This is a genomic window from Bacillus sp. FSL W8-0848 (assembly GCF_038007805.1).
GTDB classification, from domain to species: Bacteria; Bacillota; Bacilli; order Bacillales; family Bacillaceae; genus Bacillus; species Bacillus glycinifermentans.
Window position 1 is genome coordinate 2,500,585 of sequence record NZ_JBBOYB010000001.1, and the last position, 22,909, is coordinate 2,523,493.

30 protein-coding genes, 1 pseudogene and 1 other annotated feature are annotated in these 22,909 nt (G+C 46.9%); of the genes and pseudogenes, 7 read left to right on the forward strand and 24 right to left on the reverse strand.

Annotated elements, in window-relative coordinates; genetic code table 11:
* Positions 1-3: 3 nt before the first annotated feature.
* Positions 4-540, reverse strand: coding sequence for a BofC C-terminal domain-containing protein (locus NSQ39_RS13040; protein WP_046132091.1), 537 nt, complete (start codon positions 538-540; stop codon positions 4-6).
* A gap of 258 nt (positions 541-798) precedes the next feature.
* Here NSQ39_RS13040 and NSQ39_RS13045 point away from each other — a divergent pair, with 258 nt between their 5' ends.
* Both NSQ39_RS13045 and NSQ39_RS13050 read left to right on the forward strand, forming a co-directional pair.
* Positions 799-1,446 (forward strand): phosphotransferase, encoded by a 648-nt coding sequence (locus NSQ39_RS13045; RefSeq protein ID WP_175075647.1) that lies wholly within the window; start codon positions 799-801, stop codon positions 1,444-1,446.
* 65 nt (positions 1,447-1,511) lie between these two features.
* Positions 1,512-1,640 (forward strand): hypothetical protein, encoded by a 129-nt coding sequence (locus NSQ39_RS13050; RefSeq protein WP_272901826.1) that lies wholly within the window; start codon positions 1,512-1,514, stop codon positions 1,638-1,640.
* Between the two features lie 129 nt (positions 1,641-1,769).
* On the opposite strand, the gene NSQ39_RS13055 is transcribed toward NSQ39_RS13050, so the two are convergent.
* The 3 genes from NSQ39_RS13055 to NSQ39_RS13065 form a co-directional block, all read right to left on the reverse strand.
* The gene (locus NSQ39_RS13055) at positions 1,770-1,949 is read right to left on the reverse strand and encodes a small acid-soluble spore protein H (protein ID WP_046132089.1); all 180 of its coding nucleotides are present in this window, start codon (positions 1,947-1,949) and stop codon (positions 1,770-1,772) included.
* 82 nt (positions 1,950-2,031) lie between these two features.
* Entirely contained in the window at positions 2,032-2,496 is a 465-nt protein-coding gene (locus tag NSQ39_RS13060; RefSeq protein WP_046132088.1) for a DinB family protein, read from the reverse strand.
* A gap of 80 nt (positions 2,497-2,576) precedes the next feature.
* Positions 2,577-3,287: a poly-gamma-glutamate hydrolase family protein gene (locus NSQ39_RS13065; RefSeq protein WP_175075648.1), complete on the reverse strand. Its 711-nt coding sequence runs from the start codon at positions 3,285-3,287 to the stop codon at positions 2,577-2,579.
* Positions 3,288-3,712: 425 nt separating this feature from the next.
* Here NSQ39_RS13065 and NSQ39_RS13070 point away from each other — a divergent pair, with 425 nt between their 5' ends.
* Positions 3,713-3,892 (forward strand): hypothetical protein, encoded by a 180-nt coding sequence (locus tag NSQ39_RS13070; protein WP_046132152.1) that lies wholly within the window; start codon positions 3,713-3,715, stop codon positions 3,890-3,892.
* Positions 3,893-3,988: 96 nt separating this feature from the next.
* Here the strand turns inward: NSQ39_RS13070 and NSQ39_RS13075 are convergent, their stop codons facing one another.
* From NSQ39_RS13075 to nadB, 7 genes are all read right to left on the reverse strand, one after another.
* A complete protein-coding gene (locus NSQ39_RS13075; RefSeq protein ID WP_175075649.1) occupies positions 3,989-4,306 on the reverse strand; it encodes a hypothetical protein in 318 nt (105 codons plus the stop codon).
* A gap of 146 nt (positions 4,307-4,452) precedes the next feature.
* Positions 4,453-5,175 (reverse strand): YebC/PmpR family DNA-binding transcriptional regulator, encoded by a 723-nt coding sequence (locus tag NSQ39_RS13080; RefSeq protein WP_175075650.1) that lies wholly within the window; start codon positions 5,173-5,175, stop codon positions 4,453-4,455.
* A 117-nt stretch (positions 5,176-5,292) separates the two neighbouring features.
* On the reverse strand, positions 5,293-5,916 hold the full coding sequence (locus NSQ39_RS13085) for a YhcN/YlaJ family sporulation lipoprotein (protein ID WP_175075651.1): 624 nt from the start codon (positions 5,914-5,916) through the stop codon (positions 5,293-5,295).
* 177 nt (positions 5,917-6,093) lie between these two features.
* Complete coding sequence (gene safA, locus NSQ39_RS13090) at positions 6,094-7,242, reverse strand: SafA/ExsA family spore coat assembly protein (RefSeq protein ID WP_175075652.1); 1,149 nt, start codon at positions 7,240-7,242, stop codon at positions 6,094-6,096.
* 113 nt (positions 7,243-7,355) lie between these two features.
* Positions 7,356-8,468, reverse strand: a complete 1,113-nt coding sequence (nadA, locus tag NSQ39_RS13095; protein WP_175075653.1) for a quinolinate synthase NadA — start codon at positions 8,466-8,468, stop codon at positions 7,356-7,358.
* Positions 8,456-9,322, reverse strand: coding sequence for a carboxylating nicotinate-nucleotide diphosphorylase (gene nadC / locus NSQ39_RS13100; protein WP_175075654.1), 867 nt, complete (start codon positions 9,320-9,322; stop codon positions 8,456-8,458). Before nadC ends, nadA begins: the two co-directional genes overlap by 13 nt.
* The gene (gene nadB / locus NSQ39_RS13105; RefSeq protein ID WP_175075655.1) at positions 9,303-10,877 is read right to left on the reverse strand and encodes an L-aspartate oxidase; all 1,575 of its coding nucleotides are present in this window, start codon (positions 10,875-10,877) and stop codon (positions 9,303-9,305) included. The genes nadC and nadB overlap by 20 nt, the downstream gene beginning before the upstream one ends.
* A gap of 95 nt (positions 10,878-10,972) precedes the next feature.
* On the opposite strand from nadB, the pseudogene NSQ39_RS13110 reads away from it, so the two are divergent.
* A pseudogene (locus NSQ39_RS13110) lies at positions 10,973-12,152 on the forward strand (IscS subfamily cysteine desulfurase).
* Positions 12,121-12,663, forward strand: a complete 543-nt coding sequence (locus NSQ39_RS13115) for a transcription repressor NadR (RefSeq protein WP_046132077.1) — start codon at positions 12,121-12,123, stop codon at positions 12,661-12,663. Before NSQ39_RS13110 ends, NSQ39_RS13115 begins: the two are co-directional and overlap by 32 nt.
* Positions 12,664-12,706: 43 nt before the next feature.
* Here the strand turns inward: NSQ39_RS13115 and pheA are convergent, their stop codons facing one another.
* From pheA to NSQ39_RS13160, 9 genes are all read right to left on the reverse strand, one after another.
* Positions 12,707-13,558, reverse strand: coding sequence for a prephenate dehydratase (pheA, locus tag NSQ39_RS13120; protein ID WP_046132151.1), 852 nt, complete (start codon positions 13,556-13,558; stop codon positions 12,707-12,709).
* Between the two features lie 26 nt (positions 13,559-13,584).
* On the reverse strand, positions 13,585-14,028 hold the full coding sequence (locus NSQ39_RS13125) for an ACT domain-containing protein (RefSeq protein ID WP_175075657.1): 444 nt from the start codon (positions 14,026-14,028) through the stop codon (positions 13,585-13,587).
* Between the two features lie 76 nt (positions 14,029-14,104).
* Positions 14,105-15,391, reverse strand: coding sequence for a GTPase ObgE (obgE, locus tag NSQ39_RS13130; RefSeq protein ID WP_046132075.1), 1,287 nt, complete (start codon positions 15,389-15,391; stop codon positions 14,105-14,107).
* 33 nt (positions 15,392-15,424) lie between these two features.
* Positions 15,425-16,003, reverse strand: coding sequence for a sporulation initiation phosphotransferase B (locus tag NSQ39_RS13135; RefSeq protein ID WP_046132074.1), 579 nt, complete (start codon positions 16,001-16,003; stop codon positions 15,425-15,427).
* A gap of 203 nt (positions 16,004-16,206) precedes the next feature.
* On the reverse strand, positions 16,207-16,488 hold the full coding sequence (gene rpmA / locus NSQ39_RS13140) for a 50S ribosomal protein L27 (RefSeq protein WP_006637844.1): 282 nt from the start codon (positions 16,486-16,488) through the stop codon (positions 16,207-16,209).
* Between the two features lie 12 nt (positions 16,489-16,500).
* Positions 16,501-16,842: a ribosomal-processing cysteine protease Prp gene (locus NSQ39_RS13145; protein WP_175075658.1), complete on the reverse strand. Its 342-nt coding sequence runs from the start codon at positions 16,840-16,842 to the stop codon at positions 16,501-16,503.
* A gap of 12 nt (positions 16,843-16,854) precedes the next feature.
* On the reverse strand, positions 16,855-17,163 hold the full coding sequence (gene rplU / locus NSQ39_RS13150) for a 50S ribosomal protein L21 (RefSeq protein WP_046132072.1): 309 nt from the start codon (positions 17,161-17,163) through the stop codon (positions 16,855-16,857).
* A 12-nt stretch (positions 17,164-17,175) separates the two neighbouring features.
* Positions 17,176-17,252: a sequence feature (ribosomal protein L21 leader region), on the reverse strand.
* 59 nt (positions 17,253-17,311) lie between these two features.
* Entirely contained in the window at positions 17,312-18,178 is an 867-nt protein-coding gene (locus tag NSQ39_RS13155; RefSeq protein ID WP_046132071.1) for a M50 family metallopeptidase, read from the reverse strand.
* A complete protein-coding gene (locus tag NSQ39_RS13160; RefSeq protein ID WP_175075659.1) occupies positions 18,171-18,965 on the reverse strand; it encodes a peptidoglycan DD-metalloendopeptidase family protein in 795 nt (264 codons plus the stop codon). The genes NSQ39_RS13155 and NSQ39_RS13160 overlap by 8 nt, the downstream gene beginning before the upstream one ends.
* A 152-nt stretch (positions 18,966-19,117) precedes the next feature.
* Here NSQ39_RS13160 and NSQ39_RS13165 point away from each other — a divergent pair, with 152 nt between their 5' ends.
* Both NSQ39_RS13165 and NSQ39_RS13170 read left to right on the forward strand, forming a co-directional pair.
* Entirely contained in the window at positions 19,118-19,552 is a 435-nt protein-coding gene (locus NSQ39_RS13165) for an SRPBCC family protein (protein WP_175075660.1), read from the forward strand.
* Positions 19,552-19,881 (forward strand): ArsR/SmtB family transcription factor, encoded by a 330-nt coding sequence (locus tag NSQ39_RS13170; protein ID WP_175075661.1) that lies wholly within the window; start codon positions 19,552-19,554, stop codon positions 19,879-19,881. The genes NSQ39_RS13165 and NSQ39_RS13170 overlap by 1 nt, the downstream gene beginning before the upstream one ends.
* A gap of 46 nt (positions 19,882-19,927) precedes the next feature.
* Here NSQ39_RS13170 and minD read toward each other — a convergent pair whose 3' ends face one another.
* Genes minD through mreC form a run of 4 tightly spaced genes read right to left on the reverse strand, consistent with a single transcriptional unit; the run spans position 19,928 to position 22,880 of the window.
* On the reverse strand, positions 19,928-20,734 hold the full coding sequence (gene minD / locus NSQ39_RS13175) for a septum site-determining protein MinD (protein WP_175075662.1): 807 nt from the start codon (positions 20,732-20,734) through the stop codon (positions 19,928-19,930).
* 2 nt (positions 20,735-20,736) lie between these two features.
* On the reverse strand, positions 20,737-21,417 hold the full coding sequence (gene minC, locus NSQ39_RS13180; RefSeq protein ID WP_046132066.1) for a septum site-determining protein MinC: 681 nt from the start codon (positions 21,415-21,417) through the stop codon (positions 20,737-20,739).
* A 54-nt stretch (positions 21,418-21,471) separates the two neighbouring features.
* The gene (gene mreD / locus NSQ39_RS13185; protein ID WP_175075663.1) at positions 21,472-21,990 is read right to left on the reverse strand and encodes a rod shape-determining protein MreD; all 519 of its coding nucleotides are present in this window, start codon (positions 21,988-21,990) and stop codon (positions 21,472-21,474) included.
* Entirely contained in the window at positions 21,987-22,880 is an 894-nt protein-coding gene (gene mreC, locus NSQ39_RS13190) for a rod shape-determining protein MreC (RefSeq protein WP_046132064.1), read from the reverse strand. Before mreC ends, mreD begins: the two co-directional genes overlap by 4 nt.
* Positions 22,881-22,909: the final 29 nt, after the last annotated feature.

Here is a 22,909-nt window from a genome sequence, read left to right on the forward strand (position 1 = left end):
GTGTCATGTCTTCATATCCTTTACATGATGCTCGCTCCCGGACGATTTCACAGCCTCAATGACGTGCTCGAATTCCTTTTTCGTCCGATATGGAATGCCTTTTTGAAGATCCTCAGCCATGCGGCTTTCAAGCCGTTTTATATCAATCTGAAAAAAGGATTGTATCGGCTCTGATAAAACGTCAGGACGTCCGTGAAACGTCGAAATGACGCCTTCTTCTGTCACGCCGATGTAACCGTTCGTTTTGCTGAGCGGGGAGATGTCATCGACTTGCTTGCGAAGCAGGATAAAGCCCTTTTTTTGGTCAACAAGCCGCCATCCTTTGTACGCGGCTTTCACATCCTCCGCTTTGCCGATGGTTTCTTCTCGATTTTCGATGCCTACATCGCCGTCCAAATACACTTTTTCAAACTGGATATGAACTTTTTGATCCGCGGCCGGATCGTTTGCCGAAGCTTTATGCTGAAAGGTAAAAACGACAGCAAGAGACAAACCGCCAAGAATAAAACCGATTTTCTTCCTCGTTTTCCGGCTGTTCATTACATCACCTTCTTTTTGCCTTCACGAATTTACCCATAGTTTGACCAACGCGTTTGGAATTTAACCGCTTTCTGCAGTTTATAATAAAATGCGCATGAGGCAGCGGAGAATTATTTTACAGGCTGTTTACAATTGTTACTTTTCCAGTGAATCATCTTGATTTCAAGCATTTAGGATGCAAAGTCGCCCATTCTCATGTATAAACAACAATATAGAGTTTTCTTTTTTGAGCCCCTAAAAAAAGAAGGTGAACGTAACGTGACGAAAGCGCAAACCCTTGCAGAAGCCGTCGTATATGACACGAAAAAAAGATTTAACAAGCTTGTCCAAAAACCTGATGACATAACACTAATCGGGAAAGGAAGAAGCGCTTATGTTTTTAAATTGAATGATCAGGGAAAAGAGATGGCGCTGAAGGTCTTTTTCCCCGAATTTCAAAAAACCGCCGAAAAAGAAGCGGAGATATACAAAAGGCTGTCAGGGTCTTCCTATTATCCGGATATTTATGAAACGGGCCGCTCATATATTTTAATGGAGTATATTAAGGGCCATACGTTTTATGAGTGTTTACATCAAGGCATTCCTATCGATGATGAAATGGTGATGGAAGTCGACCGCGCTTTACACGATGCGCGTCTGGCCGGATTAAATCCGTCTGACATTCACCTCCGCAATCTGATCTTGACGCCGTCAGGACAAGTAAAGGTCATCGATGTCGCCAGATTTACGCAAACGAAACAATGCACACAGTGGGATGACTTAAAAACAGCTTATCAAATCTTTTATAAAAAAAACGGATTCCCGCAAAAACTCCCAAAATGCTGGATGGAAATGATCGCTTTTCTTTACAAACGAAGCTGGCTGCAAAAACAATGGACCGCCAGAAAAAATAAATTTCTTTCATAAAGCAAAAGAAGTGAAACCCATCCGGCGCTTCAGCCGTATGCCTTTTTATGAAAGGAGAAGCGAAATTGGAGAATAAGAAAAAGCGTAAACAAAAGCATGATAAGTGGGATTTTTTTCCTTTCGCAGACCTGATCGAGCCTTTGTTTTATTTGCTGAGATGGGCTTTCAAAGGGATCATCAAAATCATCAATTAACGAAAAAACACTCGCGCTATTCGAGTGTTTTTTCATATGGCTGAGTCTAAAATTCATACTCGAATTTGATTGAAGCGGACCCGCTTTTAACGGCAAAAGAAAATCCCCTTCGGAACGAAGGGGATTTTTTTACTGCTCTTTTAGGCTCGCCAGCGGCACTTCCTGTTCGTTTTCAGGCTGGCCGAGCGGATAAATTCTCGCGGTTTCATTCTGCTGATCGACATGCTGAATATAAATCGGCCGGCCGTTGTAGGTGACGTCGACCATCACCGGCGATTCTACGATTTCCTGGGCGCGCTGTGTATTCATCATGGCATCCTCCTTTAGGTTTTATCCATAATGTGCTCACCGCGCCGCTATCGTATTCTTTATGACTGCGTTTTTTGAGAGATCAGCGGATTTTGACGTATAACGGCAGGTCTGTATGCCCCATTTCACGGACATAGACGAACAGGTTGCCTTTGTGGTGGATCTCATGGCCGATCGCAAATTGAATAAGCTGTTCAGCTGTCACTTTCATGCCGAATGTCGTCGTCAGATCGATTTCACGGTCCAAGTCCTCATCAGTAAAAGATTCGAGCAGCTTGTTCGTTTTCTCGGTATACGTTTTCGCAAGCTCGGCAAGGCTTCCGTCCGCCTCTTCCGCCTTTTGTTTAAACGCGGCCGGGTTCCCTTCCTTAGCCGTCAAAGCAAACTTATAGAAAGAATCGAGAATATGAACAGCCAATTCTTTCGCAGACATTGATGTTTCAGTCGGTTTGTAGTCCAGATGTTTTTCGTCGATTTTTTGAATCAATTCTTCCGTCACTGTACGGTGTGATAAAAATTCCTTAATGATGCTGTTTTTGCGCGTCATTTTCGAATTCCCCCTTTTTGATGTGGCAGATCAATCATAGAATAACATGTTTTTCCTCAGGAATAAATTAAGCTTGAGCCTTAACATTTGTCTTCCAATACTTTTCGAACCGCACGGACGTATCGATAAAACGTCCGCGTTTTTGTTTCTGCTCTTTTTTTATAGGAAAAATTCCCGAAAAATTCTTTGCGCTGCGCGGTGCTGATTTCCAGCTGCACGCTCAACCCGCTTTGGCTTTCATTGTTGATATTCTCAGGGTGCGTTCCGGCGAATTTTCCGTCCTTTTCCACCAGTTCGGCAGAAAAATCTGATTTTTCGAGCGATCTGACGATGGCTTTCGCCAGCCTTCTGTCCGTGCCTCCGACCAAAGTATGCGGCCGGTCTCCCGAATATCCGTGAAACGCGATCGTGTAGCGATATTCTTTTATTTTTTGCATGGCCAGCGGCTCATCAAAATTTGTGCTCGTCAGGTGCAAATTTGAATTGTTCTCATCTTTTTTCCCTTCAAATAAATATGTTGAGAAATCGTTGTTAAACGCGCGGACAAGCTCGCTGACCCCGCCTTCAATCCTTCCTCCGTGGGGAGAAAAAATGAGACAATCGCTACCGGCTTCTTCATGATAGTCGATGCTATAATTGTTTTTTTCATGCGCTTTTAGTTCCTCGAAATTGGCATACCTGTCCCCTGCCTGGCGCTGAAATTCCTCTCTGGACGTTTTCTCCACCCATCTGCAGACGCCATTTATCATCACAGCAGCGATCGCCAAATAGATGAACACTTTCTTCTTCATGTTTTCTTCCCCTTTTACAGCTTATCTTACAAGTATAAGGGCATGTCCTCCATGCCTGCCTGTTATATGTTTTTTGACTTTTTTGTGACACAGTTATTTTACGCTTTACATATTGCTCATTCAATTATGAATAAGTTCGATAAAAAATAAAAATTTAAATATTTTTATTAAAACAATTCTTTTTCAGTAGTTTGAAAGATGGATAATTGTTATGAGGAAAATCCGATAAGAAAATATCCCGGCCAACTCCGTTGTTTTCTGACGCCGCATTCTCCGTGAATCTGAGCCCGATTTCTGCAAACGGGGTATACGGTTTGATAAAAAAGCGACGAATCGCGGTCATGTTTAACGGCAAAGTATATTTCATTTTTCATCTCCTTCTGTTATCCTATTAGCTGATTATAAAAGCGCAGGTGAAAAATATGATAGAATCAGAATTTGAAACAAAAGGGTATGATTTGACAATAGTTTACGACTACAATCAGTATCCTGATGTCCGTCACGGCCGCTGTGACAATTGTGATTACACGCTCTTCAAAAGCTCAGTAAAAAACGGGCAATTCTTGCGGGAATGCAGACGCTGCGGCATGAAAAAAAGCATTTAATACAAAAAAGCTGCGGATGTCTCCGCAGCCGTTCATCTATAAAAAATGCCGGCAATGCTATATCAGCTTTGCCGACAAACCCAAGCCAACGATTTCCTATTCGTCGTTATTTTTCTGTACAATCGTTCCGTCAATGGCTTGACCGAGCGTTCCGTTCAGCTGGGAATTCAGACTGTTGATACTTTGGATATAATCGTTGACAAGGTTTTGAATGGATTGGTTCAGCTCTAAGTTTTGATTGTTTGTCCAGTCGACATTGCTTAAATCGACATTGCCGTTCTGCTGAACCAAGTCAGAAATGGACTGGCCAAAGCCAGAGATCATATTGTTGACCTGCTCAAGGATTTGGGCCGTTTGTGCATTCAATTGCTCTACATTAACAGCCGGGATGTCATTTTGGAAATTTTCAGCCATTTATACACCCTCCTTTCCCTTTATGCCAATCTCCCTCATAATATATGATCCAAAACCAATCTTGTCTCCGCTGCTGTTCGGGAGCGGTTTTGAAATGGTTAAAAACATAGGAAAAGGACGCCCTTTCATTAAAGCGTCCTTTTTATTTAATGAACGTTGGTATACACTTCCTGGACATCATCATCATCTTCAAGCGCATCAACGAGTTTTTCGATTTTTTCCTGAACCGGTTCATCAATTTCGGCATACGTCTCCGGGACCATTGTGATTTCAGCTGTCACAGGCTGATACCCGCGGTTTTCCAATTCCTTTTTGATCTCCTCAAATTGCTCCGGTTCTGTATATATTTCAAACAGTTCATCGCTCGTTTCAAGCTCATCAGCGCCTATATCAATGGCTTCGAGCATGAATTCATCTTCATCTGTATCAAGTTCCTCACGCTCGATGGCAATATATCCTTTTCGATTGAACATGTAAGAAACGCAGCCCGTCTCTCCTAGGCTGCCGCCGTTTTTGCTGAAAGCGGTTCTGACGTTTGTCGCCGTACGGTTTTTGTTATCTGTTAAACATTTGACCATTACAGCGACACCGGAAGGGCCGTAGCCTTCATAGGTAATTTCCTCATAGTGGCTGCCGTCCTGGTTTCCGGCCGCCTTTTTGATCGCACGGTCAATGTTGTCATTCGGCATGTTTGCCCCTTTGGCTTTATCAATTGCGAGACGCAGGCTTGCGTTGGATTCCGGATCAGATCCGCCCCCTCTTGCCGCAACATAGATTTCTTTGGCAAGCTTCATGAAAATTTTGCCCCGTTTTGCATCTTGGGCATTTTTTCGTTTCTGAATGTTTTTCCATTTAGAATGGCCAGCCATGTCTTTCTACCTCCAAACAAATTGTGTCGTCTCTATGTATCACTTTAAACGTTTTTGCCCGGTTTTGTAAAGAAAACGGGAAAAATGCCGGGACGTCTGAGCCCGGCATTTTGTCTGTCACTGGTTCCGCAGGCGGTTCAAATGCTCGTTCGTGGTGTCCCCGCGGTTCCATACGTTTTGGAAATTGTTATTCATTTCCCGAAGTCTGGTGAATGTACCATCATCGGCTGTGATTTGAACGGTACGATTGCCGGCAAAGTCTTTAGCCGTTTTTCTGATTTGATTTTTATCATCATTCGTCAGCCTTTTGTTGGCCCGCACGGCGATAATGACCGTTTGGTCTGTTACAACCGCCTGGCTTTCGTTAATATCGTCCATTTTATTGACACGTTCGGTGATGTTCCGTGAGATGGCGCGGTTTTTCGGCGTGTTATATCCGGTGTTGGCCGCATTTACCAAATGGTTGTGATAATTCATGTCTCCCCTGCTGTAGGTTCCATCTCCGGTCGGAATGCGATTGTTATACGATACGTTCGTTGTGCCGTTTCGGCCGTTCATATTTTCCATCATGTCGGTTACAGGACCGTCTTGATCGTAACCGGCATCACGCTCCGGATCGTTTGAATAGTATCCGACCGTGCGCGTATTGTTTCTCGTATCCATGGCATTGTTATAACCGCATGCTGAAAGACCCGCCGTTAAAAGCAAGATACTAGAGAACACTTTCAGCTTATTATCCAATGGTTGAACCCCCCGTGAAAACCGCTTTAATTTTTGAGCATGACGCTCATTTTTAGGATGTGCGGGATGCCGGGAGTTACCCTTGACAGTTATAGACAATATGCTCTTTTTGGTATGAAGCGCTTAAAGGAAAGACAACATTAAAAAAGGAACGATATATCATCGTCCCGAATGAAATCAGTCTTCATCCTCTTCCGGTCTTCCAAACATTTGCCCTCCAGCCGGCTGCTGTCCGTATGCTCCTGTTCCGTAAGGTGCACCCATTTGCGGCATTTGTCCGGGCATTTGTCCGAATGGCATGCCGCCTGGGTAGCCTGTCGGAATGCCTCCCGAATATTGCCCCGGTCCGCATCCGCAGTCTTCTTCACCGGCGTGCGCAATGTTCGGGTCACCCGTGTGTCCGACATTCGGCGGCGCAAATGAAGGGTACGTTTGACCCGGATAAGCTCCGTAAGACGGCATGTAGGCCGGAGCCGTCATGGGCTGATGATGGTGGGTGTGATGATGGCCGGCATTGTCGTGTCCGACGTTTTCTCCGCCTCCATATTCTGCCGGAGATACATAGCCATGATGCGGATAAGGCATATAATGCATGTGGGCAGGATACCACGGATGGCACAAACCAGAACCCGGCAATACCGGTGAAACCGGAATCAAGCAACCCGGATAATACGGATAGTGGTGAAAGTAGTGCGGATGATGATAATATCCGGCTGATGCTACGTTCGGCATCCCGTGATATGCAGGGGGTTCCTCAGCTGCCGCTCCTGCGTGCTGAGGGTTCGGAACGTTTGGATAGTTGACGTTTTCCATTTTACTCTCCTCCTCATTTGTCCATGGAAAATACATGTTTGACTCTTTCTCTTGATGTTCATAAGGTTTTGGAGGTACAAACGGCTGATGGAGCTGGTTTACATTTTGATAAAGATTGGAAATATCGCCTTCCGGCAAACCTGGCTGCCCCAGATTGGGGACAGGCGGAACGTACGGGATTGAAGGCTTTTCTTTCATCTTTACGTCTTCGATTTCCACTTTTTCTTTAGGCTTTTCTTGTGCAAATGGGTGCTCCATTTTTGGAAGTTCCTTTTTGGGAAGCTCCTTTTTCGGCAATTCCTTCTTTTTAGGCAATTCCTTACGCATATTGAGCTGTTCTTCTTCTTTTTTGACCGGCACTCCTCCAGACGGTACTTTTATTTTCATTCCGGGCATGATCAGATCCGGGTTGCTCAGTTGAGAATTTAATTTCTTCAGTTCCTGAAAGTCTACTTCGTATCTTTCTGCAATTTTTTCCAGGGAGTCGCCCTTTTGGACAATATGAATTTTCAACGTTTTCCCCTCCTATGCAAAAACGTGAACGAACGCATTAGAATAACAAATATGTTTCCTCACAAATTTATGCGGAAATAGAAGGGGTTATGATAAAAACTTGTTCTTCGGCGTCAGCTGATGCTTAGCATCCTGTTGAGAGCGCTGACGGCATCTTTTGCGATGTCTTCTTCAACTTTTATTACACCTACAGGTTCGCCTTTATCGATTTGCTCTAATGACCACAGCAGATGCGGCATGTCGATTCTGTTCATCGTCAAGCACGGGCACATGTCCGGATTGAGAGATTCGATTTGTTTGTCAGGATGCTCGCTGATGATTCTCTGTACAAGGTTCATCTCTGTTCCAATCGCCCACTTGCTCCCCGGTTCAGCCTTGTTGATGGTGTCGATGATGTATTTCGTAGAACCGCTGAAATCGCTCTGCATCACGACTTCGTGCGTACATTCGGGATGAACAATGACATTGATGGCGGGATCGCGTTCTTTTACGTTTTTAATATTATCCACGGTAAATTTTTCGTGGACTGAACAATGCCCCCTCCACAAAATAACCTTTATCTCCTGCACATCCCCTTTGTACAGCAGCTTTTCTTCAATTGGATCCCAAACTGCCATCCGGCTGAGGGGAATGCCGAGATCATATGCCGTATTGCGCCCCAGATGCTGATCCGGAAGAAATAAAATCCGCTCCTTTTGTGTAAGCGCCCATCTCAGTATATGTTTGGCGTTCGATGATGTGACTGCAGCTCCCCCGTTTCTTCCGGTAAAAGCTTTAATTTCAGCCGTCGAATTCACATATGTCAGCGGAATGACCGTCTCCCCGAAGATGTCCGTCAGCTTTTCCCATGCCTTGTTTGTTTGCTGCATGTTGGCCATATCGGCCATTGAACAGCCGGCTCTCATATCTGGCAAAACGACGACCTGATTGTTTTCCGTCAGCATGTCTGCGGTTTCTGCCATAAAATGCACCCCGCAAAACGCAATATATTCCGCTTTGTTGTTGTGCTGCGCCACTTGTGCGAGCTGCAATGAATCCCCTGTGGCGTCCGCAAATTGGATGACTTCATCTTTTTGATAGTGATGGCCAGGGATAAACAGCTTTTCTCCGTATTTCTCTTTGATATGCAAAATTCTCTTCTTCATTTCCTCTTCAGGCAGCTCTTTATAAGAGCCGGGCATCATCATCTTTTCGTTCATGTTGTTCATCATGTTTAAAATCGACATTTTGTTATCTCTCCCATTTTCTTTAAATTGACATTCAGGCTGATATCAAGGGCTTTCGCTGAATGCGTCAAATAACCCAGTGATATGTAGTCAACTCCTGTCCCCCTGTAAAACGGCAAATTTTCGAACGTAATGCCGCCCGATGCTTCCGTTATAATGCCCGGAGGCGTCATGTCCGCAAATTTCCGAACCGTCTCCGGAGAACAGTTGTCAAACATAATGATATCCGCTTCAGCTTCGATCGCCTCGGCGAGCTCTTTCTCTGACTCGATTTCCACTTCGATCTTGATCATGGGCCCGCAGGCTGCCCTCGCTTTTTCGACGGCTTTTCGGATCGAGCCGCAGGCGGCGATATGGTTGTCTTTGATCATGACCCCTCCGTCGAGTCCAAAGCGGTGATTTGCGCCGCCGCCCGTTTTGACGGCGTGTTTTTCAAGCATGCGGAGCCCGGGAGTCGTCTTTCTCGTGTCACATATTCTGATCTCAGGGTCATTTAAACGCGAGACCGACTGCTTTGTCAGCGTGGCGATGCCTGACATTCGCTGAATGAGGTTTAAAACGACCCGCTCGCCTGTCAAAAGCGAGGCTGCCGGTCCTTTGAGCCTGGCGATTACTTCCCCTTTTTCAACGGGATCACCGTCATTTTTATCGATGTCGACGGCGATTTTGCTATCGATCAGTCCAAAGCCTTCCTTTACAACCATCGCCCCTGCAAACAAGCCGTTTTCCTTCGCAGAAATGAAAGCCTCGCATTCCTGATCTTCGGCAAAAATGGCCTGGGACGTGAGATCTCCCCAGGCGACGTCTTCTTTGAAAAATTGTTCGAGCATGCGATTAAGCGTGAGCTGCTGCATTGTTCACAATCCCTTCGTTTTGTCTTATCGTTATGCTTCCTTTTGAATGAACGATCTGTTTGCCTTTCCATCCCGCATCATCCCGAAAAGGAAAATCAGAGCGAAAATGCCCGCCTCTGCTTTCCGTCCGCAGCAAGGCGGAATCTGTCATCAATCTGGCCGTCTGCCACAAATGGGCCAATTCAAGCGCTTCCTCTGTGATTTCTTTCACATTTATCATCTGAACCGGCATCTCTTCAAACCATTTTTTCACCTTCTTCAGTTCATCCGCCGTTCTGATAATCGAAACATGATCGGTCATGTTTTTACGGATGTCTTCAAGGCTGCATTCAGGCACGGCAAATGCAATCTCTTTCAAGCTTGGCCGTTTTGCGCTGAGAGACGTTCCAGTCGTTTCGGTTTGGATGCGTTCTGCCGCTCTTTTTCCGAAAACGAGGCATTCCAGAAGAGAATTGCTCGCCAGCCGGTTGGCGCCGTGAAAACCGGTGCACGCCGCTTCTCCGATGGCATAAAGGTGCGGCACTGACGTTTCCCCCCACCTGTTCACAGATATGCCGCCCATTAAAAAATGCATGCCGGGCGATACGGGAAGCCGGCCCTCTTCAAATGAGATTCCCGCTTGATCGCAAAGAGTAGTGACTGTCGGAAACCGCTGATGAAAGTCCGTAATTTCGCGGATATCCAAAAATACGCGGCTTCCCTGCTTCTGGTAATCATGAATCGCACGCGCTACGATGTCGCGGGGCGCCAAATCCTTTAACGGATGTACACCTTCCATGATCCTATGGCCGTTTTCATCAATCAGGACGGCCCCCTCTCCGCGGACGGCCTCTGAAACCAGTCCGTACGCTCGCCCGTTTTTCGCGAGCAGCGTAGGGTGAAATTGGACAAATTCCAAATCGGTCAGGCAGGCTCCGGCCCGGTATGCCAATGAAAGGCCGTCGCTTGTCACTGAGCGGTTGTTCGTGTGCATTTGAAAAAGGTTTCCGCACCCTCCGGCCGCCAGCACCACATGATCCGCCTTCCTGAGACGCACCGAGCCCGCCTGATCTTTTGTCCAGACGCCTGCACAGCGGCCGTTATCGATCCATAGCTCACAAGCGGCTTCGTATTCCTTCAGGATGACATTCGAATGAAGCCGGCTGATGAGATGCCGGACAAGCATCCGTCCCGTCGCGTCTCCGCCGGCATGCAAAATCCGGCTGGCCGAGTGGGCCCCCTCCCTGCCGAGCTGAAGCCGCCCGTTTGGGTCCTTGTCAAAAGGAAAGGCTTGGCTGATCAGCTCCATCACGAATCTGCGTCCGTCTACGATAGCATCATTGACTGTTTCAATATGATTGTGGCCGCCTCCGGCGTACAATGTATCCTCAGCGTGCGCCGCAGTTGAGTCCTGCGGCAGTACAGAGGCGGCAATACCGCCTTGGGCGAGCATCGAATTGCTGTCATGCACCGAGCTTTTGGTGATGACGATGACTTCATATGAAGGCGGCATCGCGGCAGCAAACGACAGCGCAGCCGCTCCGGCGCCGACCACAACAATGGTCTGAGAAGACATGATGATTCCTCCCGTAAATTTACATGTGTCTTGACACCTATATTTACACATAGATAAAATAAACTCAAGCATTTTTTATAATGGAGACGATAATCATGATATACCTTGACTATGCAGCGACAACCCCTGTCTTAAGCGATGCCCTGCAAGCGTTTGAACAATTGAGCAGAGAGGTTTACGGAAATTCAAGCAGCCTCCATGACGCCGGCGGAAAAGCGGAAAGCGTGTTGCATTACTGCCGGGCTAAGCTGGCAGAGATCATCTCAGGCAAGGCTGAAGGCATTTATTTTACGAGCGGCGGCACCGAATCGAATATGTTGGCCGTCCATTCGATATTGAACGGTCTGCCTTCAGGAAAACGCCATTTTATCATGACAGAAATGGAGCATCAGTCCATGCATATTTTAAAGCGGCATCTGACCGCGCTCGGATACGAAGTCAGCACGATGAAGCCTGACGCAAACGGGGTGATCACGGCCGATATATTGGAACGGCACCTCCGTCCTGACACAGGGCTTGTCTCGATACAGCATGCCAATTCAGAAACAGGAATCATCCAGCCGCTCGCTGAATTGTCCTCCTTTTTGCATAAACGGGGCGTTCTCCTGCACAGCGATGCCGTTCAGACGTTTGCCAAAATCCCGGTAAACGTTGAAGAACTCGGTGTGGATGCTTTATCGGTTTCAAGCCATAAAGTATACGGCCCTAAAGGAATCGGCGCAGTTTATATTCGGCCGAGCGTGGGCTGGAAGCCGGTTTATCCCGGAACTCTGCATGAGGACGGTTTTCGCAGCGGAACCGTCAATGTGCCCGGAATCGGCGCATTTATTACGGCGGCTGAAAAGACGGCCGGCAGGATGGACGCCGTTTTTGAAAAACACCAAAAGCTTCGCGGCTATTTTTTGAGGCGCTTGCAGGAACGATGCCTTCCCGTCTCCCTCGCCGTCTCCGATTCGGCCGGTCACAAAGTGCTTCCGCATATTTTAGGTTGTTTTTTTCATTCCTTTGAAGGACAATATGTTATGCTGGAATGTAACAGGCGCGGCATTTGCATTTCAACGGGAAGCGCGTGTTCCGCGGGCCATCAAGAGCCGTCAAACACGATGAAGGCTCTCCGCGTTCCAAAGGAGCAGGCCCTTCGCTTTATTCGAATTTCGTTCGGATATGAGACGACAAAAGAGCACGTAGATAAACTGCTGGACGTATTTGAAAAGATGAAAACATGAGAAAGGAGACCATCGGATTGACAGACGGATTAAAACTTACGGGAGCTGAGCGGCGAAAACACCTGCTCGCATGGCTTAAAGAATCTGAGAAACCTCTGACGGGCAGCGAGCTGGCGAAAAAAGCTTCTGTTTCAAGACAGGTGATCGTACAGGATATATCCTTATTAAAAGCAAAAAATGAACCGATTATTGCAACGAGTCAAGGATATATGTATTTGCGGGCGCAAGCCTCTGACAAACAGCCGGTCAAACGCATCATCGCCTGCGACCACGACCCCGGCAAAACGGAAGAAGAACTGAACATGATCGTCGATTTTGGGGTGACGGTAAAGGATGTTACGATCGAGCATCCCGTGTATGGCGATCTGACAGCATCCATCAGGGTCAGTACGAGAAAGGAAGTCGCAGATTTCGTGAAAAAAATTTCTTCGACAAACGCCGCATACTTGTCACAGCTGACAAACGGCATACACCTTCACACGCTGGAGGCAGACGGCGAAGAGAAAATCGAACAGGCTTGCGATGCGCTGAAGAAAGCCGGCATCTTAATTCAAGAATAAACGAAAAAAGGTCCCTTTGCCTGATGGCACAAGGACCTTTTCATTATAAGGCATAGGCATTGTACGTCCCGAGCACCTTCACTTTGCAGCCCAATGCTTCGAGCTCTGCAGCGGCACCTGGGATAAGGACGTCGTCTAGCGCCATTTCGATATCAATGATAAAAAAGTAATTTCCCAATCCTGTTTTTGTCGGCCTGGATTCAATTTTAGAAAGATTCAAATTTCTCCAAGCGAAAGCGGACAGTACTTGATGAAGCGCCCCTGATCTGTCCGAAGGAAGGGTCACCATCAAAGTCGTCTTCGGCCTTGATGTTAATTCCGGATTGACTTGAACGGAAGCATGCTGATCCGGATGGAGCATCACAAATCTCGTATGATTATATTCGTAGTCGTGGATGTCCCTCTTTACAATGTCTAATCGATACGTTTTCGCCGCCATTTCATTGGCGATCACCGCGATGTTTTTATCCGGGTTCTCGCTCACGTATTTTGCCGCGGCTCCCGTTGAAGTCGCGTATTCGAAAGGAACCGAATCAAACTGGCGGTGCAAAAACTTGTGGCATTGCGCAATCGCGTGTGAATGTGAATAGATTTTCTCGATGTTCGTCCATTCTTCTTTTCTTGAAGGGTGCACCAGCAAATGCTGGCGGATCGGCGCCGTGATTTCCCCGACAATATAAAGAGGCTGTTCATGGATTAAATAATCGATCGTCATGTTCACCGATCCTTCGATCGCGTTTTCCAGCGGAACAACGGCAAGATCGATTTCACCGCTCATGGCTGCGTCCATACAGGCAGGTATCGTATTATATGCTTGCTGTTTGGCCTCTGCAAAACAAGAGCACACGGCCAAATGGGTAAATGTTGCTTCTGGACCTAAATAACCGACTTTCATGTTCATGGTATATACACTTCTCTCCCTTAAGCGCCTGAACCTAGTATTTCGACCTTTTCTACGAATTCCAGCTTTCTTAATTTGTTCATAAGCAAATCAACATTTTCAGCCATCCCCCTCGTGCTGAGCGATAATGTAACATTGGCTCTTCCTTGAAGGGGGATGGTCTGGTGAATCGACAGCACGTTGCACCCTGAATCAGCCACAACCTGCAGCAGATGCGATAATGTTCCCGAACGGTCTTCCAAATGGAAAAAAAGTGTGATGATTTGTTCTTTGACCATTGTATAAAAAGGAAAAACCGCATCTCTGTACTTGTAAAAAGCGCTCCTGCTTAAATCAACTTTTTGGACGGCTTCTGCTACAGACTCAGCTTTCTTCCGTTCGATCAGCTTTTTGACCTCGAGCGTTTTCCGCATGGCTTCGGGCAGCACGTCTTCCCTGACAAGATAAAAGGTCTCCTCTTTCAATGGCTCTTCTCTCCTTTTAAAAACCCTGTATCCTAATGAATGTCGGAGAGTTTGCATCGCAAACTCTCCGGCACGATCAATCAATGAATTCAAATTCAAATTCAAGCAAACGTATCGTATCCCCGTCTTTTGCCCCGCGTGCGCGCAATGCATCATCAACGCCCATGCCGCGAAGCTGTCTCGCAAACCGCTTGACGGACTCGTCCCTTGAGAAATCTGTCATTTTAAATAAGCGTTCGAGCTTGGCTCCGCTCAGGACGAAGGTTCCGTCAGAATCACGGGTAATTTCGAACGGCGCCTCTTCGTCTTCCAATTTGTACATGACCCTGTTTTCTGTCAGTTCTTCCTCGTCATACAGCGGGAATTCCGGCGTTGTTTCCAAACGATTGGCGATCTCAAACAGCAGATCTCTCAATCCCTGTCTTGTAACGGCGCTGATCGGGAAAACGGGGTGATCGTCTGTGAGTTTTTCTTTAAAAGCCTTCAGGTTTTCTTCCGCCTCAGGCATATCCATCTTATTGGCGACGATAATCTGCGGCCGTTCTGTCAGCCTGAGATTGTACTGCTCAAGCTCCTTGTTGATTGTCACATAATCCTCGTAAGGATCGCGCCCTTCAAGGCCTGACATGTCAATCACATGAACGATGACACGCGTTCTCTCGATATGTCTCAAGAACTGATGGCCAAGGCCGACTCCTTCATGAGCGCCTTCAATGAGCCCCGGAAGGTCAGCCATCACAAAGCTGCGGCCGTCATCGGTTTCCACCATGCCGAGGTTCGGAGCAAGCGTCGTAAAGTGATAATCGGCGATTTTCGGCTTGGCTGAAGAAACGACAGACAAAAGCGTTGACTTTCCGACGCTCGGAAAGCCGACAAGCCCGACATCGGCCAACACCTTTAATTCAAGAACGACGTAGCGTTCTTTGCCCGGTTCGCCGTTTTCCGAAAGCTGCGGCGCCGGATTTGCCGGTGTCGCAAACCGTGTGTTGCCGCGGCCTCCTCGGCCGCCTTTGGCAATGACGGCTTCCTGTCCGTGTTCCGTCAAATCGGCGATCACCTGTTTCGTATCATCATCAATGACAACGGTGCCCGGCGGAACTTTGACAACCATATCCTCCGCATTTCTGCCGTGCTGGTTTTTGGACATGCCATGCTCTCCGCGGGCAGCCTTGAAATGCCTCTGATAGCGAAAATCCATCAGCGTGCTGAGACCTTCGTCGACTTTAAACACGACGTCTCCGCCTTTTCCGCCGTCTCCCCCCGCAGGGCCTCCTTTCGGCACATACTTTTCGCGGCGGAACGCAACCATTCCGTTGCCTCCGTCTCCGCCTTTAACATATACTTTTACCTGATCAACAAACATAATGTCCTCCGTTCTATTCCTTTAAAACCGCGTTTACTTGACGTGGATTTCAGCAAGACATTCACGCTCTGAAACATCGAGCCGCCTGATTTCATAAAAATCTTCAGGTGATTTCTGAAATTCTTCAAAGCCGATAAGCTCTGTCAAGGCGCCGTGAAAGTCGAGATAAATGACGAGGCTTCCCTCGGGTCCGTCCGTTTGCAGCGTGACGGTCAAATGGTTTTCGCTCTCTTTTGAAACGCATTCGTCAAAAATCCGAAACAGCTTTCTGATGAGAATCACCAGCTTTTCATCATAAGCCGAGAGATCCCTGACTTCTCCGATCACCTCATATTCAAGCGTCAGCGAATGAGCCGTCCAGTTAAACGTGAGCAAATCGTAAGCAAACCGCGGTATTTTCAGGTTTGAAAGCTTTGATTCATGCTGAGCCTCAATGACCACTTCATCAATGATCTCAAACACGCGGTCATATTTCTTTAATGTTAGGTTTCCTTTAATCAATTGAAGTTTATTCATCCAGTCGTGCCTTGAGTGGCTGAGCAGATGGATAAGCTCATGAGTCAAAGCCGTGTCATCGATATTCTTTTCTCGTTTTTTCGATATTTCTTCCATTTTGGCACTCCCAATCGTTTGGTCTCTTTTTAGGAGTCTGATCCGGTTTGTACTTTGAATTATAACAGAGAAGACAGTATAAATGAAACACGTTTATGCGGAATCTCCAGCGGAATCCCGGCATTTGCCGGATAGCGTGTCCGGGATTGAAATTGATATGTAAAAAAAACTCCGGTCAGAACGACCGGAGTTTCGTTTAAAGGTTAGGCTACAGGATATACGCTCACTTTTTTGCGGTCACGGCCGAAACGTTCGAATTTAACAGTTCCGTCGATTTTCGCAAATAGAGTGTCATCTCCGCCGCGGCCCACGTTTTCACCTGGGTAAATTTTTGTTCCGCGTTGACGGTAAAGGATGGAACCGCCTGTTACGAATTGACCGTCAGCACGTTTAGCACCTAAACGTTTAGCCTCAGAGTCACGTCCGTTTTTCGTTGAACCTACTCCTTTTTTAGAAGCGAAAAACTGAAGATCTAGTCTTAGCATGTAGCTCACCTCCTATATTTTGTTCTCTGTTACTCGTAAGTAACCTTTGTAATCCCGTTCGATCGTTTGCAGGGAAACGATCATGCCTTCAAGAAGCAACTGGGCTTTGCTCCGCGCTTCCTGATCTGTCTCATCAGGGAACCGGAAAGACAAATATCCCCCGTCTTCCCCAAGATCGAGGATCGGATCAATGCCGGCCAGTGCGATGACAGCATTGACCGCTCCGAAGGCAACGGCAGATGCTCCGGCACAAACGAGATCGTGTCCATGTTCAGCAAAATTCGCATGCCCCGTCATTTCAAAGGACAAAATGTCCCCGTCCAGCCGGGATCTTGTAATTGTTGCCTGAATCATATCCTACACGCCTTAAGCGTTAATTTTTTCAATTACGACTTTTGTGTAAGGCTGACGATGACCTTGTTTTTTATGTTGGTTTTTCTTCGGCTTGTACTTAAATACGGTAATTTTTTTAGCGCGGCCTTGTTTTTCAACTTTGCCTGTTACCGTAGCGCCTTCAACCGTAGGGTTTCCAACTTTAACGTTTTCACCGCCGACAAACAATACGTTGTCAAAAGTAACTGTTTCGCCGACTTCAGCAGCAAGCTTTTCAACGTATACAGTTTGACCTTCTTCAACTTTGATTTGTTTTCCGCCTGTTTGAATAATTGCGTACATCTCTGCACCTCCTAATAAACTAAGACTCGCCAGTCAGCAGGGGGCTTTATCAAGCACTTAGCGCCTGCGCTGAGCGGTTGTAGCACGGGTGCTACATCCATAACATTAAAAAATATACCAGAATCACAGACGAATGTCAATACAGTTTTCAATAAACCGACAGAAGCTCTCCCATTGAAGACGTCGTTCGTTTATCGGCGAAATAGGCGTGAAGAACTTCATTTTCATCGAGCTGGCTCAGCTTTTCCCCGTCTTTTTCAATGATAATCGGATGCTTGCAGCCTCTCCTGAACATCAACATGACGTCGTATATGCGCTCATCCGCGCAAACGGTGAGCGGTGCAAGCCGGCGGACTTCCCGCTCTTTTCCGTAATAGCGTTCAAGCAGAAAACGGATATGGGCGTAATGCCTGCTTCTGTATTCCCGGTAAAGGGAGACGGATAGAAATACGAGCAGCACCCAGGCGCTCAGCTGCATTGGAGAAACCGCCAAAACCGCTATCATGAACAGTGCACAGCCGCCACACGATACGGACAGGATCATTTGCTGCGCCTTTTGATACGGCAAATATTTCGAAAAAAGCAGAAACAACAGCTTCCCCCCGTCCAGCGGCCAGACGGGAAACAGATTCATCAGCAGGATCGTCAAGTTGTAAAATGTAAACATATCAAACATTTTCGGTTCGAGGAGCGAATTGGCAGACATCAGCCAAGCGGCTGACTGAAGCCATATGTGCTGTACCGGCCCAGCGCAAACGACGGCAAGTTCTTCTTTTAACGGTCTGTTTCCATGCTCGTCAACCTCAAGGGCTCCCCCGAAAGGAAGCAGAAAAATCCGTTTGATCCTCCAGGAAAAATAGACGGCTGCTGCGGCATGGCCAAGCTCATGAACCAAAATGACGATCATTAAGCAAAATAACGCTTTAATATGCCCGGTCATTAAAGCGAGCGCCATCACCAGCCAGAGCAGGGGATGGATATGAAGCTTTGCGATGAGCTCTGTCCATCTATTCATCAAACGATATCACCTGTATCGGATCGACAAATTCGTCTCCTTGTTTAATTGCAAAATAATAGACGCCTTTATGGTCTTTATTTTGCTGAATCGTTCCGAGCTTGGCTCCTTTATCGACGAAATCGTATAAAGCGACATCGACCTTTTTCAACTGTCCGTAATAGGTGTAGCTGTTATCGGCATGCTGGATGACAACCGTCAGGCCTGTCTCCGGGCTTTTTTCCACTTCAATGACATAGCCCTCTTTCATGCTCTCAATCGTTTCGCTTTCGGTTTCGACTTTGATCCCCTCTCCGGAAAATTTCTGCTGAACTTTCCCCATCGCAGGGGTGACAAGCTCCTGGTTGACCTCCATTTGCTCTGACTGCTTTCCGCTTTTCGGCTGAAACAGCGAAAGCGGGTGTCCGAACTTTGATTCATACCAATGTCCAAGGGCCGCAAATTGAAATTCTTCTGTGAACATCCGGCCGATCACCGGTTTGACCTGCTTCACGGATTCAAAATGGCCTTTATAAGCAATGGCAGACACAAGAACGAGGCATGCTGACAGGAGGCATTTTATGATGAATGCATCGGCCTTTACAAGCGGATGCTTTCCGTTTATCAAAGTTGAACCCCCTTCATATGCGGGGAACTCCTCATGTTTATCATCCTCCGGAAAGGCTGTCCAGGCGGGCGGTGGCAGCGGGCGCTTTGATCTGTCAGGGCGGCCCGGTCCATTTGCCGGCGTTTTCCGTTTTCGCTTTTTCGCGATTCTTTTGCGGATTTCATCTGCTCTGTGACTCATACCCCTCATCCTTTACATTCACGTTGGTTTGTACCATGATATGTCTTGTCCACAGCATTTATACCGATATTATTGACATGAAACCAAAAGGTTTCGTATAATAAAAAAACGAAACCTTTTGGTTTCATATTTTTCATGACGGAGGTATTCGAATGAAAGAACAAAACAGCCATGTGCCTGATATACATAAAAGGGTCACATTTCATGCGCCGATTCAAAAAGTATGGGAAGCGGTTGCGACAAGCGAGGGAATTGCCGCCTGGTTCATGGCGAACAATTTTCAGCCTGAAATCGGCCATGAATTCACCCTGCAGTCGCCATATGGACCTTCACCGTGCAAAGTGATTGAGCTTGAAGCTCCGCATCGCCTCTCTTTCACCTGGGACACGTCAGGCTGGATCGTGACCTTTGAATTAAAAGAGACAGCCGGCGGCGGCACTGAGTTTACTTTGATTCACTCCGGCTGGGGAGAGCCGGAAGAAATCGTTCCAAAAGCGGGAGCAAACAATTCGGACGTCCGCGACAGGATGAACGGCGGCTGGGAAGGGCTCGTCAATCAAAGGCTTCGCATGGCAGTTGAAGGCTAGTGTCTTCATCAGCGCAAAAACATGATGTGTTTCGGGCGGTCGCCGATCCGACGAGGAGGAAGCTGCTGAAGCTTCTCGCTGATCGGGAAATGCCCATTACCGATATCAGCAGCCATTTTCCGATAACAAGGACGGCCGTCTCCAAGCATTTGCGGATTTTGTCTGATGCGCGGCTTGTGAGCGAACGAAAAGCGGGAAGGGAGAAGCTGTACAGGCTTCATCCCGAACCGCTGATCGAATTGCAGGAGTGGCTCTCCTATTTCGACCGGTATTGGGACAACAAGCTCTCCATACTGAAACATTATGTGGAACATGAAGGTAGAGAATAAATGCTATGAAAAAAGCAATCTCATAACTTGAGATTGCTTTTTGGCATTATGCGCGCACGCCGAAGAACGATTTAATTCTGGCAAACACGCCTTTATGCTCTTCTTCAAATGACTGTAAAGGCACGGATTCGCCGAGAACGCGGCGGGCGATGTTCCGGTATGCGATGGAAGCCTTGTTGTTGGGGTCCATGACAACCGGCTCTCCGTTGTTGGATGCCTTAATGACTTCATCATCATCGGCGACGATGCCGATCAATTCGATGGATAAATGCTGAATCACTTCGTCAACGTCAAGCGTATCGCCGTTTTTCATTAAGTGATTGCGGATCCGGTTGATGATCAGACGGGGCGGCTCAATGTTCTCCTCTTTCTCGAGAAGTCCGATAATCCGATCGGCGTCACGAACGGCTGAAATTTCCGGTGTCGTCACGACAATGGCTTTGTCAGCGCCGGAAACCGCATTTTTATATCCCTGCTCAATTCCTGCCGGACAGTCAATAACGATATAGTCAAAATCCTGTTTTAACTGCTGGATTAATTTGACCATCTGCTCCGGCAGAACCGCCGATTTGTCGCTTGTCTGTGCCGCCGGAAGCAAATAAAGCAGGTCATCAAAGCGTTTATCCTTTACAAGCGCCTGATGGATCTTGCATCTTTCTTCAACGACATCCACCAGATCATAGATAATTCGATTCTCAAGGCCCATGACGACATCGAGATTGCGCAGGCCGATGTCTGTGTCAACAAGACATACCCGCTTTCCCAAGATGGCCAAAGCGGTGCCAAGATTCGCGGATGTCGTCGTTTTGCCTACTCCGCCTTTCCCCGAGGTTATTACGATAGCTTCACCCAACTTTACATTCCTCCCTCAAGCCTTGTTAAACTAGGTCTCAAATGAGCCAATTGTTGAAGGCGGTCAATGACCATATTCTCTTCTTCGTCTAAATAAGCACATTCCATGTCGTTCCCTTCTTGGATGTGGTCTGGGGAGCGATTGAGCACATGATTTATGCGTAATTGAGTCGGTCTCATATCGGAAGCCGCAATAACAGCTCGTTTATTTCCGTTAAAACCAGCGTGGGCAATCCCTCTTAAAGAGCCGAGGACAAAAATATTTCCTCCGGCCTTCACCATTCCTCCCGGGTTCACATCCCCGATGAGAAGCAAATCGCCATCTGTTTCCAGGACTTGTCCCGAGCGAACGATTTTGGCGACCGAAATGACCTCGCTTTCTTTTTTTAAGCGGTCGGCTTCTGTTTTGGTCATGACTTCACTTTCGATGGACTGGATAAACAGATTTTGCTTCTCAGTGATCACTTCGGTCAGCCTGGCTTCTTGTTCCTTCGTCACATAGCGGTGGCCAAGCTTTACGAGAACACTGATTTTCTGGCCTTTTCCATCCATATAATGTTCGAGTGACAGCATATCCTGAAGACCGTTCAGTAATTCTTCAAAAGAGCATGTGTCATCAAGATGAAGCGTCAATCCATTTTTCGTTCCTTTAATTGTTACGTATTGCTGCTTTTGGGTCTTCACGGTGTTCACCTCAACATCATACTCATTTCGACATCGGCTGATAAAATCCTTTTTTTACTCTTCCCGAAGCTCTTTCTTAAGACTGGTAAAAAACGCTTTGAACGGGTAAATGAGCAAAATTCCCGCAACCGCGTTTAATCCGAGAGTAGGAAGCAGCCTTTCCAGCACAAATTGATGGAACGGCATGATCTCCGGCCGTATTAACATCTGTACGCCGTATTGATAAAACTCAAGGACACAGACGGCAAGAACCGATATGAAGATCACGACAAGCGCGTTCGTCTGCAGCACTTTAAACGCCTTTGACGTTAAATAACAAATACCGGCAAAACCAAACATGTATACCCCTAAAAGGTCGGTATAGTTAATATCGTATAGCAGTCCGAATATAAATCCATATGTAATGGCAAACGACTGATTGACGTAAGCCGTCATAAAAACTAAGACGAGCAGCAGAAAACGCGGAATCAGCTGCAGATCATCGCCGATAAAAGGCAATCTGACAAAATCTGCATAAACGCTTTCAGACGCCAGGACAAACATCATGATGACAGGAAGAAGGAACCGCTTCACGATCCTCCCTCCTCCTCATTCACCGTGTCGAGTGTACGATCAACGACAATGACATTATCAAGATTATACAAATCAGCAGCCGGCTTCACGTAAGCGATTTTTGTCAAACCGTAAGAATCGGGTTCGACCTCTGTCACCTTTCCGACCGTTAAGCCTTTTGGAAATACTCCGCCTGCCCCGGAGGTTTCAACCAGGTCGCCTTTTTTGATATCCCTTTCTTTATCAGGATCAATAATTTCCATGGACAGCGCCTTTTTGTCAGAATCATATCCGTTGATAATGCCGTTTACCGTTTTTTTGCCTTTATTAGCCGAAACGATGGTCGAAATTCGGTTGTTTCTGTCCGTCGCGCTTAAAAGCTGGACAGTGGAAGTGAAGCTATTCACTTTTGTGCTGTCGATTTTACCGATCAGGTTGCCGTTTTCGTCTGTGACCGCCATGTCTTTTTTCACGCCATGCTTGGAGCCTTTGTTAATCGTGATCATGTTCCACCATTCATATTTATCCGGGTTTCTGGCGATGACAGTCGCCAGTATCGGATTATAGTCTCTGATCGACTTCAAATGGCCTAGCTCCTTGCGAAGGGACTTGTTTTCGTTTTCGAGTTCCTGAAGCTTTGCTTCATACTGAGTCTGGCCGTCAAGCTTCTTCCGCAGGCGCTCGTTTTCATCATAAGTGTTTTTTAAGTCTTCTACATTTTCAAAGAAGCCCGAAAAAAACTGAGCGGGCGTATGAAAAATGGTTTGGAATACACCAGTTGTATCGCCAATGAATTTTTCGGGCCAAGTTGCATTACGGTCGTTCTTCAACGAAAATCCAATCATTGCCACCAAAATGATGATACAAAGGAGTAAAAGCATCAACCGTTTATTCGTAAAAAACTGCGGCATGATTATACACCTCTTCTATTTCACTGTGT

Coding starts and splice junctions, on each gene's coding strand:
- NSQ39_RS13060 (WP_046132088.1), bottom strand. CDS start 2,496: ATGACGCGCAAAAACAGCATCATTAAGGAATTTTTATCACACCGTACA.
- nadC (WP_175075654.1), bottom strand. CDS start 9,322: ATGCAGCAGCTCACGCTTAATCGCATGCTCGAACAATTTTTCAAAGAA.
- nadA (WP_175075653.1), bottom strand. CDS start 8,468: ATGTCGATTTTAAACATGATGAACAACATGAACGAAAAGATGATGATG.
- NSQ39_RS13040 (WP_046132091.1), bottom strand. CDS start 540: ATGAACAGCCGGAAAACGAGGAAGAAAATCGGTTTTATTCTTGGCGGT.
- NSQ39_RS13055 (WP_046132089.1), bottom strand. CDS start 1,949: ATGAATACACAGCGCGCCCAGGAAATCGTAGAATCGCCGGTGATGGTC.
- mreC (WP_046132064.1), bottom strand. CDS start 22,880: ATGCCGCAGTTTTTTACGAATAAACGGTTGATGCTTTTACTCCTTTGT.
- NSQ39_RS13065 (WP_175075648.1), bottom strand. CDS start 3,287: ATGAAGAAGAAAGTGTTCATCTATTTGGCGATCGCTGCTGTGATGATA.
- NSQ39_RS13135 (WP_046132074.1), bottom strand. CDS start 16,003: ATGGAAGAAATATCGAAAAAACGAGAAAAGAATATCGATGACACGGCT.
- obgE (WP_046132075.1), bottom strand. CDS start 15,391: ATGTTTGTTGATCAGGTAAAAGTATATGTTAAAGGCGGAGACGGAGGC.
- NSQ39_RS13160 (WP_175075659.1), bottom strand. CDS start 18,965: ATGAGTCACAGAGCAGATGAAATCCGCAAAAGAATCGCGAAAAAGCGA.
- rpmA (WP_006637844.1), bottom strand. CDS start 16,488: ATGCTAAGACTAGATCTTCAGTTTTTCGCTTCTAAAAAAGGAGTAGGT.
- NSQ39_RS13080 (WP_175075650.1), bottom strand. CDS start 5,175: ATGGCTGGCCATTCTAAATGGAAAAACATTCAGAAACGAAAAAATGCC.
- NSQ39_RS13155 (WP_046132071.1), bottom strand. CDS start 18,178: ATGAATAGATGGACAGAGCTCATCGCAAAGCTTCATATCCATCCCCTG.
- NSQ39_RS13145 (WP_175075658.1), bottom strand. CDS start 16,842: ATGATTCAGGCAACAATTACAAGATCCCGGCTGGACGGGGACATTTTG.
- rplU (WP_046132072.1), bottom strand. CDS start 17,163: ATGTACGCAATTATTCAAACAGGCGGAAAACAAATCAAAGTTGAAGAA.
- NSQ39_RS13075 (WP_175075649.1), bottom strand. CDS start 4,306: ATGGCTGAAAATTTCCAAAATGACATCCCGGCTGTTAATGTAGAGCAA.
- NSQ39_RS13165 (WP_175075660.1), top strand. CDS start 19,118: ATGAAAGAACAAAACAGCCATGTGCCTGATATACATAAAAGGGTCACA.
- nadB (WP_175075655.1), bottom strand. CDS start 10,877: ATGTCTTCTCAGACCATTGTTGTGGTCGGCGCCGGAGCGGCTGCGCTG.
- pheA (WP_046132151.1), bottom strand. CDS start 13,558: ATGAAAGTCGGTTATTTAGGTCCAGAAGCAACATTTACCCATTTGGCC.